The sequence below is a fragment of the Lysobacter enzymogenes genome, assembly GCF_900106525.1.
Taxonomy (GTDB): domain Bacteria; phylum Pseudomonadota; class Gammaproteobacteria; order Xanthomonadales; family Xanthomonadaceae; genus Lysobacter; species Lysobacter enzymogenes.
In genome coordinates this window covers 398,593-411,122 of record NZ_FNOG01000001.1, presented here as the reverse complement: position 1 = coordinate 411,122, position 12,530 = coordinate 398,593, and the positions used below count along the sequence as shown (strand labels likewise).

The following is a 12,530-nucleotide window of genomic DNA, read 5'->3' as shown; positions in this document are numbered from 1 at the left end:
GCGTCGCATCGGAGCGGAAGGCGTCGGGCCTGAAGGCCCTCCCACAAAAGCCGGCGCCCTGTGGCAACCGCGCTGGGGGAGGACTCTCCTGTGTGAGAAGAGTCTTCCTTGTGGGAGGGACTTCAGTCCCGACGCTTTCGGCTCAGATCGCCCAGCGACCCGAGCCGCCCCGCGCGCAGGTCATTCCTTGCGGATCGCGTGCCCGCCGAACTCGTTGCGCATCGCCGCCAGCAGCTTGTCGGCGAAGGAATCCTTCTCGCGCGAACGCAAGCGCTCCATCAACGAAGCGGTGATGACCGGCGCGGACACGTCCAGCTCGATCGCCTCGGCCACGGTCCAGCGGCCTTCGCCGGAATCCTCCACGTACGGCGCGATGCCCTGCAGCGAAGGATTCTTGCCCAGCGCATCGGCGCTGAGGTCGAGCAACCACGAACGCACCACGCTGCCGTGGCGCCAGATCTGCGCGATCTGGTGCAGGTCCAGGCCGAACTCGGCCTTGCGACCGAGGATGGCGAAGCCCTCGGCATAGGCCTGCATCATTCCGTATTCGATGCCGTTGTGGATCATCTTGGTGAAGTGGCCCGAGCCGCTGGGCCCGACCCGGCCCCAGCCGCGCTCGGCCGCCGGCGCCAGGGTTTCGAAGATCGGCCGCAGCCGTTCGACCGCGGCCTCATCGCCGCCGATCATCAGGCTGTAGCCCTCCTGCAGGCCCCACACGCCGCCGCTGGTGCCGGAGTCGACGTAGTGCAGGCCGTGCTCGCGCAGTTCGCCGGCGCGGCGCACGGTGTCCTTGTAGTTGGAATTGCCGCCGTCGACGACGGTGTCGCCCGGCGCCAGCAGCGGGCGCAGTTCGGCCAGGGTCGCGTCGACCGCGCCGGCCGGCACCATCAGCCACACCGCACGCGGCGCCGGCAACGCCGCGACCAGTTCGGCCAACGACGCGGCCGCGCCGATGCCGCGCGCCGCGGCCTGTTCGCGCGCCGCGGCGCCGGGGTCGAAACCCGTCACCGCATGCCCGCCGCGCACCAACCGTTCGGCCATATTGGCGCCCATGCGCCCGAGGCCGACCATGCCCAGTTCCATGACGTCTCCCGATCTTTGCGTTTGCGATTTCGTGGATCGCGGCGCCGGCCAGCGGCGCCGCGGGACGGGCGATCTTCGCGCCCGCCGCGGTAAGGAAGTGTGAGCGATTGCTGCGAAATAAAGGTCGCGCGGGCCGGCGTTGTGTGGCCGGGCGCAATGCCGGGGCTGGCCGCGGTCGGCCGATCTTTCGGGTTCGCGGCGCTGCTCTCGTCCCGCCATCCCCGCGAAAGCGGGGATCCGGAGACTTCAAAGTCATGTCGCGATGACGCCCTGGATGCCCGCCTTCGCGGGCATGACGATAGGTAGGTTTCGCGGCATCTCTTTCAAGTTCGTGGCGCCCCCTCACCCGGTCATCCCCGCGAAAACGAGGATCCGGAGACTTCAGAGCCATGTCGCGATGACGCCCTGGATGCCCGCTTTCGCGGGCGTGACGATAGGTCGGTTTCGCGGCATCTCTTTCAAGTTCGCGGCGCCCCCCTCACCCGGTCATCCCCGCGAAAGCGGGGATCCAGAGACTTCAGAGCCATGCCGCGGTGCAGCCCTGGATGCCCGCCTTCGCGGGCATGACGACAGGTGGGTTTCGCGGCGTTTCTTTCGAGTTCGCGGCGTCTGTCTCACCCCGTCATCCCCGCGAAGGCGGGGATCCAGAGACTTCAGAGCCATGCCGCGATGACGCCCTGGATGCCCGCCTTCGCGGGCATGACGACAGGTGGGTTTCGCGGCGTTTCTTTCGAGTTCGCGGCGTCTGTCTCACCCCGTCATCCCCGCGAAGGCGGGGATCCAGAGACTTCAGAGCCATGCCGCGATGACGCCCTGGATGCCCGCCTTCGCGGGCATGACGACAGGAGGGCTTCGCGGTGTCGGGTATGCGTCGCGACGTCTACACCCACAGCCACACCGAAACGCTCCGTTGCAGCGACCGCCGCCTCAGCGCCCGATCTGCTTGCGCATCTCCATCGCCTCGAACACCGCGATCGCCGGCGCCGCCGGCTGGTCGTTGGGGATGTCGTGCGAGCTGTCGGCGATGGTCACCCGCTTGGCGTAGCGCGAGGTGCCGATCAGCGCCAGGTGGGTCTGCTCGCGCGCGGCCAGCAAGGCCTTGAGGTCGTCGGCGGGCGCGCCGGCGTAGGGCTGCTCGGCGCTGAGCACGATCACCGGCTTGCCGTCGTGGCGCTCGCTCTTGGCCACCGCGCTGCCGTACAGCGACAGCCGGTCCTGCGAGCCGGAGATCACCGTCTCCCAGAACGCCGGCTTGGAGCGCCAGGCGCGCACGGAGGCGTTGAGCTTGTCGCTATAGGACGGGTTCGGCGGACGCAGGCAGTTCTTCAGGTCCGACGGCGGCCGCGGCGCGCCCAGCCGGCCGTCGCGCGCGCCCTGCTCGCAGCCGCGGTACATCGCCAGCATGCGCGGCGCCATCTGCGCTTCGGTCTTGGCGTAGGAGGCGGAGAACTCGCCGACGTTCTGCTCCGGCGGGTCGACCAGCACCAGCGCGGCCACTTGCTTGGGATACAGCTCGTCGTAGCGGCGCACCAGTTGGCTGCCGTAGGAATGGCCGACCAGGATCAGCGGGGTGTCGAGGTCGGCCGCGTCGATCAGCGCGCGCAGGTCGGCGACATCGGCCTTGAGGTCGCGCGGCAGCGGCCCGCCGTCGCTGAAGCCCAGGCCGGCGCGGTCGTAGGAACACACCCGGTTGCGCTGGGCGATCTGCGGCTGCGCCTTGGCCCAGGCCAGCGAGTCGGAGCCGAAGCCGGCTTCCAGCAGCACGGTCGGCGCGCCGGCGCCGCTGCAGCGCAGGTTGAGCTTGCGCCCGCCGCCGATGTCGATGCGCTCGCCGGGTTCGGCGTAGGCGTCCAGGCTGGCGTCCGGCGCCGGCCGCGGTTTGGGCCGCGCGCCGGGCTTGGCCGGCGTCGCCGCGCCGGCCGCGGCCGCCATCAACGCCATTACCATCGCCGCGCCGGTGGTCCGGCCGAAGTGTCCGCGTGCCGCTTCCATCGCCGCCCCGACTAGGTCAATGAAGCGGCGATGGTAAGCAAGCCCGGGGCGGTTGCCGGCACGCGGCGGCACGCGCAAGACAGATTCGATTCAGTTCCGCGGCACCGGCCCGACCGTTCGTCCGGGCCGCCGATAGGGTGTCGATTGCGGCCCGCCCGGTTCGTCGTCATTACGACAGCGGCCGAAAACCGCCCGCCCCTACCGCACAACGGAGAACCGCCATGCGCTTCATGATGCTGATGATCCCTCAGGGCTACGAGTCCGCCGCGCCCGGCACGCTGCCCAGCGTCGAGCGGATCGAGTCGATGACGAAGTACAACCAGTCCCTGCAGGAGGCCGGCGTGCTGCGCGCGCTCGACGGCCTGCACCCGCCGTCGATGGGCGCGCGGGTGAGCTTCCGCGGCGGCGCGGCGCGGGTGGTCGACGGGCCGTTCCCGGAAGCCAAGGAAGTGCTCGGCGGCTACTGGGTGATCGAAGTCGGCTCGCGCGAGGAAGCGATCGAATGGGCGCGGCGCTGCCCGGGCGCGGACAACGAGACCATCGAGGTGCGGCAGATCATGGGGATGGAGGATTTCCCCGAGGACGTACAGCAGGCGGTCGGGCAGCCGTGATCCAGCCGTAGCTTCCTGTAGGAGCGACGCGAGTCGCGACCGCGACACCGCGCTTGCGTCGTAACTGCGGTGTCGCGGTCGCGACTCGCGTCGCTCCTACAGGGGGATTGCGAAGATTGCGTGGGTTACGCGACTTCGCGACCAGCGCTGGCCTGCCACACCTCGTACCACTCCTGCGCCGACAGCTCGATCGCCAGCGCGTCGACCGCGTCGCGCAGGCCCTGTTCGCGGCCGCTGCCGGTGATCGGCCACGGCCGCGTCGGATGCCGCAGCAGCCACGCGTAAGCCATCGTCGCCACCGAGGCGCCGCCGTGGCGGCGGCCGAGATCGGCCAGCACCGCGCGCACCCGTTCGGCGCGCTCGTCGCCGCCGCCGAACAGGCGGCCGCCGGCCAGCGGCGACCACAGCATCGGCCGCAGCCGCAGCGCCTGGCATTGCTCCAGGGTGCCGTCGTCGAGCGGCGGCAGGTGCAGCGGCGACAGTTCGATCTGATGCGTGGCCAGCGGATGCCGCGCGTGCAGCAGCGCCAGCTGCGCCGGGGTGTGGTTGGACACGCCGACATGCAGCACCTTGCCCGCGGCCTTGAGCTCGGCGAAGGTCGCGGCGAGTTCGTCGGCGTCCATCAGCAGGTCGGGACGGTGGATCAGCAGCAGGTCGAGGTACTCGGTGCGCAGCGCGCGCAGCGAGTTCTCGACGCTGGCCAGCACGTGCGCGCGCGAGCTGTCGTAGGACTTGATCGTGTGCGCGGGCCGCTGCGCCGAGGTCAGCTTGATCCCGCACTTGCTGATCAGGCGGATGCGCGAACGCAGCGCCGGCTGCAGCGCCAGCGCCTCGCCGAACAGGCCTTCGACCGAGTAATCGCCGTAGATGTCGGCGTGATCGAAGCTGTCGATGCCCAGGTCCAGGGCCTGGCCGATCCAGCGCAGGCGCTGGGCGGCATCGAGGTTCCATTCGGCCATGCGCCAGCAGCCGGCGACGATGGGGGACAGGCTCAGCGAATCGGCAGCGCTCATGCGGGTCGGTACCGTGCGGGGGGACCGGCAGTCTAGCCCGTGCGAACGCGCTGCGGCGCCGGGCTGCGGCCCGCGCTGCGCGCAGTCGCAGCGTGGGTCAGGCGCTGTCGGTCAACTCGTCGATGCGCGCGTACAGCGCGTCGAACCGCGCTTCCAGCGCCGGATGCACGCCGCGCAGCCCGGCCACCACCTGCGCGGTCCAGTCGAAGTAGTCGCGCTTGCGCTGCTGCGGCCACGGCGGCGGCGCGTCGAGCAGATCGCCGAGGTTGCTGATCTTGTCGGCCAGCTTGACCAGTTGCGCCTCGCGCGAGATGTGCGGCGCGTGTTCGACCTGCAGGCGCTTGCGCTCGGCCTTGGGCAGGGTCTTGTCGTCGGTGACTTCGCGCACCACCGCGGCGATGCGCGCGCCGAAGGCCAGCTCGAGCTCCTCGAACGTGGTCGCGGTGTCCTCGACCGTGTCGTGCAGCAGCGCCGCGCACAGCACCACCGGGTCGGCGACGCCGCCGAGGTTGGCCAGGGTGTCGGCCAGCGCCAGCGGGTGGTTGATGTAGGGGCTGCGCTCGGGGTCGAGCCGGCGCTGGCGGCGGTGGCGCTGCGCAGCGAACGCCGCGGCGCGCAGGACGAGTGCTTGATCGTGATGCATGCGTGCTCCTGCGAGTGTCGCCCAGCCATCGGCATCGCGCGGCCAAAGGCTGCGCGACGCGGAACGGTGTGGGGAAGTCGCGGCGATCCGCCGCGGGACGCGGCCGTTGCGGCCGCGTGCCCATTCTAACGCGAGCGCGGCGCGCTCAGGGCGCCAGCGCCGCCATCGCCTCGATCTCGAACAGCATGCCGTCCAGCGCCAGCCGCGGCACCGGGATCAGGGTGCAGGCCGGGCGGTGGTCGCCGCCGAACGCGACGGCCAGCTCTTCGCCGAAGATCGCCAGCCGCGCGTGGCTGTGTTCGACCACCAGCACGGTCAGCTTGACCACATTGCGCGGCCCGGCGCCGGCCGCGGCCAGCGCGGTGGCGAGATTGGCGAAGGCCTGCCGCATCTGGGCGCGGAAGTCCGCGGCCAGCGCGCCGTCGACGGTTTCGCCGCCCTGCCCGGCCACCAGCACCCAGCGCGCGCCGGCGTCGACGCGGGCGAGGTGCGAGTAGCCGTTGGGCGCCGGGTCGTAGAGGCCGACGGGGTTTTCGAGGGTGAACACAGAAGCGGTCATCGCGAATCCTGAAAGAGAGAAGTCATCAGGACGACGATGCACCGCCGCGCGTCGTGACATCAAGCCGCGGCGTCCGCGGCGCGCGCCAGCGCGAAGCCCTCGTCGAGCCAACCGGTCACGCCGCCGGACATCAGCTTCACCGGCCGCTGCAGTTCGGCCAGCCGCACCGCCGCGCGCGCCGCGCCGTTGCAGTGCGGGCCGGCGCAATACACCACGAACAAAGTCTGCGGCGGATAGCCGGCCAGCTTGGAGGCGATCAGCTTGCGGTGCGGAAGATTGACCGCGCCGGGCACGTGGCCGGCGGCGAACGCCTCCGGCCCGCGCGCGTCGATCAGGACGAAACCGGGCTCGCCGGCGGCGAGCGCGGCGTGCACGTCCCAGCAATCGGTTTCGAATTCGAACTGGGCGCGGAAATGGGCCAGCGCCTGGGCGGACGCGGCGGCGGGGACTTCGGTGACGGCGTTGCGCATGGCGCGGCTCCGGGTGGGGACGCAGCCATTGTCGGCCGCGCGCGCTTGAGCGAGGATTGGCGCAATCGCCACGGATCGATCAAATCCCGCCAATGTCGCCCAAGCCTTCGTCGTCGCCCGCCGCGGCACCGCTGCGCCGCGGCGGCCCGTCCAATCCGCTGGTCGCGGTGCTGGTCTACGACGGCCTGTGCGCGTTCGAGTTCGGCTGCGCCGCCGAAGTGTTCGGCCTGGCCCGTCCGGAACTGCAGGCCGAACTGCGCGGCCGCGCCTGGTACCGCTTCGAAACCTGCGCCGCGCAGCGCCGCCCGCTGCGCGGCCAGTACGGCCTGAGCCTGCGCGCCGACGCCGGCCTGGAGCGCCTCGCCGAGGCCGGCACGGTGATCGTGCCGGGCTGGCGCGGCTGCGACGAACCGGTGCCGGCCGAGATCGCCGCGGCCCTGCGCGAGGCGCACGCGCGCGGCGCGCGGGTGCTGTCGATCTGCTCCGGCGTATTCGCGCTGGCCGCCGCCGGCCTGCTCGACGGCCGCCGCGCCACCACCCATTGGCGTTACGCGCCGGCCCTGCGCGAACGCTACCCGCGCATCGACGTCGACGCCGGCGCGATCTACATCGACGAAGGCCGGGTGCTGACCTCGGCCGGCAGCGCCGCCGGCCTGGACCTGTGCCTGCATCTGGTGCGGCGCGACTGGGGCGCGCGCATCGCCAACCACGTGGCGCGGCGGCTGGTGATCGCACCGCACCGCGAAGGCGGCCAGGCCCAGTACATCGAGCGGCCGGTGCAACGCAGCGAACGCAGCGCGCTGGCGCCGCTGCTGGAACGCGTGCGCCGGCGCCTGGCCGAGCCGTGGAGCGTGGCCGAACTGGCGCGCCTGGCCGCGATGAGCGAGCGCAGCTTCCTGCGCCGCTTCAAACAGGCCACCGGCGCCAGCCCGGCCGACTGGCTCATCCAGGCGCGGATCGAGCGCGCGCGCGAACTGCTGGAAACCACCGACGCGCCGCTGGAACGCATCGCCGGCGACGCCGGCTTCGGCAGCGCGATCACCATGCGCCACCACTTCCGCCGCAAGCTCGGGATCGGGCCGCGCGACTATCGCGAGCGCTTCGCGCGCGGATCGCGCTGAGGCGCGCGGGCGCGCGGGCGCGCTGCGTTACCATCCCGTCTCGTCTCAAGGAACGGGACCCGGATCATGGCCAAGCCGCCGTCCACCCACCCGCTGCCCGCTCGCCGTCTGGTCGAATTCGAACGCGCTAGCGACAGAACATTGATCGCCTTCGCCGTCGGCCCCGACCGCGCGGTGTACGCACTGCACGCGCTCGGCGCCTACGCGCCCGGACGGCCGCCGCCAGCCTACCGCGTGCGCGCCTGGCTCGACGGCCAGTGCCTGCTGGATACGCGCATCGACGACGAACCCCACATGCTCTATGCGCTGCAACCGCTGGGCGCCGACCTGCTGCTCCTGTCCGTCCCGCCCGGCAAGTCGGTCGGCGCCGCCAACGGCAGGGTGTACTCGCGCGAAGGCCGGCGGCTGCGCGAACTGATCCTGGGCCACGGCATCGAACACCTGCAGACCACACTCAAAGGCGCGATCTGGACCGCTTATTTCGACGAAGGCGTGTTCGGCGACGACCCGGTGTCCGCGCACGGGCTCGCCGCCTGGGACGCGTTGGGCGAATCCACCTACCGCTTCCATCCCGACCTCGCCGGCCTGGACCACATCTGCGATTGCTACGCGCTCAACGTCGCCGACGATCGCGAAACCTGGGCGTACTACTACACCCAGTTCCCCTTGGTCCTGCTGCGCGACCGCCGGATCGTGCGCTACTGGAACGTGCCCATCGCAGGTGCGCACGCCTTCGCAGTACGCCGCGAGCACGCGCTGTTCACGGGCGGCTACGAGCAGCGCGACACGCTGACGCTGTTGCGGCTGGGCGAGAATGCGCACTGCGATCCGCTCGCCCGTTTCCGGCCCTGCGATGAGGACGGCGAAGCCCTGTCCGCAGACCGTTTCCACGGCCGTGCCGACGCGCTGTATTTCCACGCCGCCGGCGGCATCTGGGCGGTCGGCGTGGACGAAGCGCTCGCCGCCGCGTCCTGAGCGCGGCCGCTCAGTTCGTCGTCGCGGCCTTGCGCTGCTCGATCTGCCGCTGCAAACCGCGTTCGAACGCCTGCCCTTGCGCCAACTGCCGGTCGATCTCGGCGACCGACCACCAACGCCCCTGCGCGAACACGCCGGCCACCTTCGCCACGTTCTGGATATCGGCGAGCGGATCGGCGTCGAGCAGGACCAGGTTGGCGCGCTCGCCCTCGCGCGCGGCGCCGCTGCCGGCTTGCGGGTCGAACAGGCGGTGGGCGTTGAGTGAGGACGCGCGCAGCACGTCCAGCGGCTTCAGCCCGACTTCGCGCAGTTCGATCATTTCCTGCCGCACCGACACGCCGAACGCGAGCCCGGGCAGGGCCGCGTCGGTGCCGACGGTCAGCGGCACGCCGCGCTTGTACAGCGCGCGGGTCAGCACACGAGCGAAGTCGTAGCCGGCGGAGAAAGTGTCGGCGCCTTCCTGGTCGCGGAAGGCCTGGCTGAGATAGCGATTGGCCGGCGAGGCCCAGTCGATCCGGGTCACCGGATCGACCGTGTCCAGCCAGCCGGCCGGCACCGCCGGCACTTCCCGCTGCACATACATGGCGACGATGGTCTTGAGCGTGACCAAGGTCGGCGTGACCGACGCGCCGCTGGCCGCGACCGCCTGCGCCAACGCTTCGATGTCGGCCGGCGCGAGGTCGGTGCCGATGCGGGCGTAGCGCGCCAGCTCCTCGCTATGGGCGATGTTGTTCAGCGGATGGGCGAAGGCGAAGGCGCGGTCGGCGCAGCTCGCGCAACCCAGTTCCGGCAGGTGGCCGGTGGTGATGTAGCCCTGGCGCCGGGCTTCTTCGATCACCGCCAGATAGGTGTCGCGATTGAGGAACTGGTAGGGCTTGATGAAATCGTAGCCACGCTGCTTGGCGCGCTGCACCGCGGCGATGCCGTCGGCGGCGGTGGTCGGCGCTTCGGGCCGGGACGCCGGCACCGGTTGGCCGTCGGGCTTCACTGCGACCGCCGCGCGCGGGCCGTTGATGAGTTTGCCGACGTAGAGCTTGGGGCCGGGCATGCGCCCGGCGTCGATCTCGCCGCGCAGGCGCAGCAGATCGTCGTCGCTGCCGACGCTGCCGCCGAGGTTGGCCGCGCCGGTCACGCCGGCCTTGAGCAGGCTCAGCATCACGTGGCGGTCGTAGTCGTGGCCGGCGCCGAGGTCGAGGCCCTTGATCATCGGGTTCTTGCTGTCGGCGATCGCGCCTTCGGTGGCCAGGTGCACGTGCGCATCGACGAAGCCGGGCAAAAGGAACTTGCCGCGCCCGTCGATCACCGTCGCCGCATCCACGCGCGCGCGCTGCGCGGTCGGCGCGATCCGGCGGATCCGCCCGTCCTCGATCAGCACGTCGCGATGGGCCAGGGTTTGGTCGCTGTCGAGCGGAATCACCGCGACATCGCGGACCAGATAGCGTCCGACCGGCTCGGCCCGGACGGGGGCCGCCGCGGCCAGCCCCAGCGCGAGGCACGAGAACAAACCCAACATCGACGAATGGCGGTTCATGCGGTTCTCCTGCGGTACGGACGGATCATAAGCAGCGCGACGCGGCGCGCGCACCGGCCTGAAGTCCCGGGCGTGAGGCCGCGACCGGTTGTCGCGAGCCAGAAGTCGCGGACCGGCGGCATGGGCAGATGCGGCGCGCCGCGCTATGGTTGAAACGCGCCCGCGACGGGCGCGTTTTTTCGTTGGCATGGATGACAGAAAGATGAAACCGAAGATCGTCGTGTTCACCGGCGCCGGCGTCAGCGCCGAAAGCGGGCTCAAGACCTTCCGCGACATGGGCGGGTTGTGGCACGAGCACCGGCTCGAAGACGTCGCCTCGCCCGAGGGCTGGCGGCGCGACCCGGCCACCGTGCTGCGCTTCTACAACGAGCGCCGCCTGGGCGTGCTGGCGGCGAGCCCGAACGCCGCGCACGCGGCCATCGCTCGGCTCGAAGACAAGTTTGAGGTGACCATCGTCACCCAGAACATCGACGACCTGCACGAGCGCGCCGGCTCGACCCGGGTGCTGCATGTGCACGGCGAAATCCTCAAGGCGCGCAGCAGCGCCGACGAGTCGCGCATCTATCCGATGCGCGGCCCGCTGATCGAGCTGGGCGACCTGTGCGAACTGGGCAGCCAGCTGCGCCCGGACGTGGTCTGGTTCGGCGAGAACGTGCGCTTCCTGCGCGAGGCGGCGCAGCATTTCGCCGAGGCCGACAAGGTGCTGGCGATCGGCACCTCGCTGACCGTGTGGCCGGCGGCCGGGCTGGTCGATTACGCGCCGGCCGCGGCCGAGCGCGTGTTCATCTCGCCGGACCTGCAGGACGTGCCGGACGACTACCGCTTCCTGCGCGGGACTGCGGTGGAGACGGTGCCGGGGCTGGTGGAGCAATGGCTGGCGCAGGCCTGAGCCGCAGCGGCGCGCGCGGGGATCCGGCCTGCGGGCGCGGCCGCGCCCGCGGCGCGGCGCTGAGGTATCGCTCACGAAACACGCGAAACATACGCAAGCGTGTGGACAGCCCTCCGCGCCGCTCCTAGACTCGCCCCATGCGCCTGTCCCTGACCGCCGAACGCCGCATCGACGCGCCGCCCGAGGCGGTATTCGCCTTGGCCCTGGACAGCGAACGCTTCCCCGCCCTGTTCACCGGTTACGGCCCGATTCCGGCGCTCAAGCGCATCACCCCGCTGGCGCCGCCGGCGGTGGGCGCGCTGCGCTCGCTGGAGAACAGCGACGGCTCCAAGCTGATGGAACGCATCACCGAGCTCGAGCCGCCGCGCCTGCACGCCTACACCCTCAGCGGCCTGCGTCCGCCGCTGGCGTGGCTGGCGCGCGAGGGCCATGCGCGCTGGGAGTTCGAAGCCGACCGCAGCGAAGGCGTCGACGCCACCCGGGTGGCGTGGCGCTACGAATTCGAACTGACCTCGCCGCTGGCCTGGCCGCTGGCCGCGCCGCTGCTGCGCGGTTGCATGCGCGCGGCGATGGCGCGCTGCCTGGAACGCATGGCGCAGGCGCTGGAAGGCGCCTGGCGCGGGGAGCGGCGCTGATATGGAAGAGTGGATCCTGCTGGCGCTGGCGCCGGTGTTCCTGGGCCTGATCGGGCTGGAGGCGTGGTATTGGCGCAAGCGCCGGCCCGGCCAGTACAGCCTGCGCGACACCTTGTCGAACGCGGCGCTGGCGCTGATGCACCAGGCCAGCGACGCGCTCGCCTGGCTGGTCGTGATCGGCCTGTACTACGCGGTCTACGCCCACCGCCTGTTCGACCTGCCGGCCTCGGCCTGGACCATCGCCGCGCTGTTCGTCGCCCAGGATTTCTTCTACTACTGGTTCCACCGCGCCAGCCACCGCATCCGCTGGCTGTGGGCCTCGCACGTCACCCATCACTCGTCGGAACGGCTGAACCTGTCGACCGCGTTCCGCCAGAGCCTGACCTATCCGATCTCGGGCATGTGGGTGTTCTGGCTACCGCTGGCCTGGATCGGCTTCGAGCCCAAGCACATCGTCGCGGTGGTGGCGATCAACCTGGCGTTCCAGTTCTTCGTCCACACCGAGGCGGTCGGCAAGCTGGGCTGGCTGGAGAAGGTGTTCAACACGCCCTCGCATCACCGCGTCCACCATGCGCGCAATCCGAAGTACATCGACCGCAACTACGCCGGCGTGCTGATCGTCTGGGACAAGCTGTTCGGCACCTATGTCGAGGAAGCCGCCGACACGCCGTGCGAGTACGGCATCGTCGGCCAGATCCGCAGCCACAACCCGATCCGGCTGACCTTCCACGAATGGATCGCGATGTTCGCCGACGCCTGGCGCGCGCGCGGGCTGCGCGGCGCGCTGGGCCAATTGTTCGGCCCGCCGGAGCGCTCGCTCGCGCATCTGGATCAGACGCGCAGCGAGTGAACCGGAGCGGCCGCGCTATTGTGGGAGGGGCTTCAGTCCGGACGCTCATGGCTCAGGTCGCTACGCCGCATCGGATCGGAAAGCGTCGGGCCTGAAGGCCCTCCCACAAAATCCAGGCGCGCCTACAAAAGCCTTCGACACGACGGCCGCTGTTGTGG

General features: G+C 70.9%; 13 protein-coding genes. 6 read left to right on the top strand and 7 right to left on the bottom strand.

What is annotated here, in order from left to right:
* Nucleotides 1-180: 180 nt before the first annotated feature.
* A complete protein-coding gene (gene gnd / locus BLU84_RS01760; protein WP_074862106.1) occupies nucleotides 181-1,083 on the bottom strand; it encodes a phosphogluconate dehydrogenase (NAD(+)-dependent, decarboxylating) in 903 nt (300 codons plus the stop codon).
* 927 nt (nucleotides 1,084-2,010) lie between these two features.
* Entirely contained in the window at nucleotides 2,011-3,075 is a 1,065-nt protein-coding gene (locus BLU84_RS01755; protein WP_074862103.1) for an alpha/beta fold hydrolase, read from the bottom strand.
* A gap of 221 nt (nucleotides 3,076-3,296) precedes the next feature.
* Here BLU84_RS01755 and BLU84_RS01750 point away from each other — a divergent pair, with 221 nt between their 5' ends.
* On the top strand, nucleotides 3,297-3,686 hold the full coding sequence (locus BLU84_RS01750; RefSeq protein ID WP_074862100.1) for a YciI family protein: 390 nt from the start codon (nucleotides 3,297-3,299) through the stop codon (nucleotides 3,684-3,686).
* Nucleotides 3,687-3,811: 125 nt separating this feature from the next.
* Here BLU84_RS01750 and BLU84_RS01745 read toward each other — a convergent pair whose 3' ends face one another.
* The 4 genes from BLU84_RS01745 to BLU84_RS01730 all read right to left on the bottom strand — a co-directional run bounded on the left by BLU84_RS01745 (nucleotide 3,812) and on the right by BLU84_RS01730 (nucleotide 6,371).
* Complete coding sequence (locus BLU84_RS01745; RefSeq protein WP_074862097.1) at nucleotides 3,812-4,699, bottom strand: aldo/keto reductase; 888 nt, start codon at nucleotides 4,697-4,699, stop codon at nucleotides 3,812-3,814.
* A gap of 97 nt (nucleotides 4,700-4,796) precedes the next feature.
* Entirely contained in the window at nucleotides 4,797-5,342 is a 546-nt protein-coding gene (locus tag BLU84_RS01740; RefSeq protein ID WP_074862094.1) for an HD domain-containing protein, read from the bottom strand.
* 145 nt (nucleotides 5,343-5,487) lie between these two features.
* Complete coding sequence (locus BLU84_RS01735; RefSeq protein WP_074862092.1) at nucleotides 5,488-5,901, bottom strand: RidA family protein; 414 nt, start codon at nucleotides 5,899-5,901, stop codon at nucleotides 5,488-5,490.
* A 59-nt stretch (nucleotides 5,902-5,960) separates the two neighbouring features.
* The gene (locus BLU84_RS01730; protein ID WP_074862089.1) at nucleotides 5,961-6,371 is read right to left on the bottom strand and encodes a rhodanese-like domain-containing protein; all 411 of its coding nucleotides are present in this window, start codon (nucleotides 6,369-6,371) and stop codon (nucleotides 5,961-5,963) included.
* 92 nt (nucleotides 6,372-6,463) lie between these two features.
* On the opposite strand from BLU84_RS01730, the gene ftrA reads away from it, so the two are divergent.
* Nucleotides 6,464-7,492, top strand: coding sequence for a transcriptional regulator FtrA (gene ftrA, locus BLU84_RS01725; RefSeq protein WP_074862086.1), 1,029 nt, complete (start codon nucleotides 6,464-6,466; stop codon nucleotides 7,490-7,492).
* A gap of 66 nt (nucleotides 7,493-7,558) precedes the next feature.
* Nucleotides 7,559-8,467 carry a hypothetical protein gene (locus BLU84_RS01720; protein WP_139174557.1) on the top strand — a complete coding sequence of 303 codons (909 nt, stop codon included), beginning with the start codon at nucleotides 7,559-7,561 and terminating at the stop codon, nucleotides 8,465-8,467.
* A 10-nt stretch (nucleotides 8,468-8,477) separates the two neighbouring features.
* Here BLU84_RS01720 and BLU84_RS01715 read toward each other — a convergent pair whose 3' ends face one another.
* Complete coding sequence (locus tag BLU84_RS01715; protein ID WP_074862077.1) at nucleotides 8,478-9,998, bottom strand: amidohydrolase family protein; 1,521 nt, start codon at nucleotides 9,996-9,998, stop codon at nucleotides 8,478-8,480.
* Between the two features lie 202 nt (nucleotides 9,999-10,200).
* Between BLU84_RS01715 and BLU84_RS01710 the strand changes: the two genes are divergently transcribed.
* From BLU84_RS01710 to BLU84_RS01700, 3 genes are all read left to right on the top strand, one after another.
* Nucleotides 10,201-10,887: an SIR2 family NAD-dependent protein deacylase gene (locus BLU84_RS01710; RefSeq protein WP_074862074.1), complete on the top strand. Its 687-nt coding sequence runs from the start codon at nucleotides 10,201-10,203 to the stop codon at nucleotides 10,885-10,887.
* 137 nt (nucleotides 10,888-11,024) lie between these two features.
* A complete protein-coding gene (locus tag BLU84_RS01705; protein ID WP_074862071.1) occupies nucleotides 11,025-11,522 on the top strand; it encodes an SRPBCC family protein in 498 nt (165 codons plus the stop codon).
* A 1-nt stretch (nucleotide 11,523) separates the two neighbouring features.
* Nucleotides 11,524-12,372: a sterol desaturase family protein gene (locus tag BLU84_RS01700; RefSeq protein WP_074862069.1), complete on the top strand. Its 849-nt coding sequence runs from the start codon at nucleotides 11,524-11,526 to the stop codon at nucleotides 12,370-12,372.
* The last annotated feature ends 158 nt before the right edge of the window (nucleotides 12,373-12,530 follow it).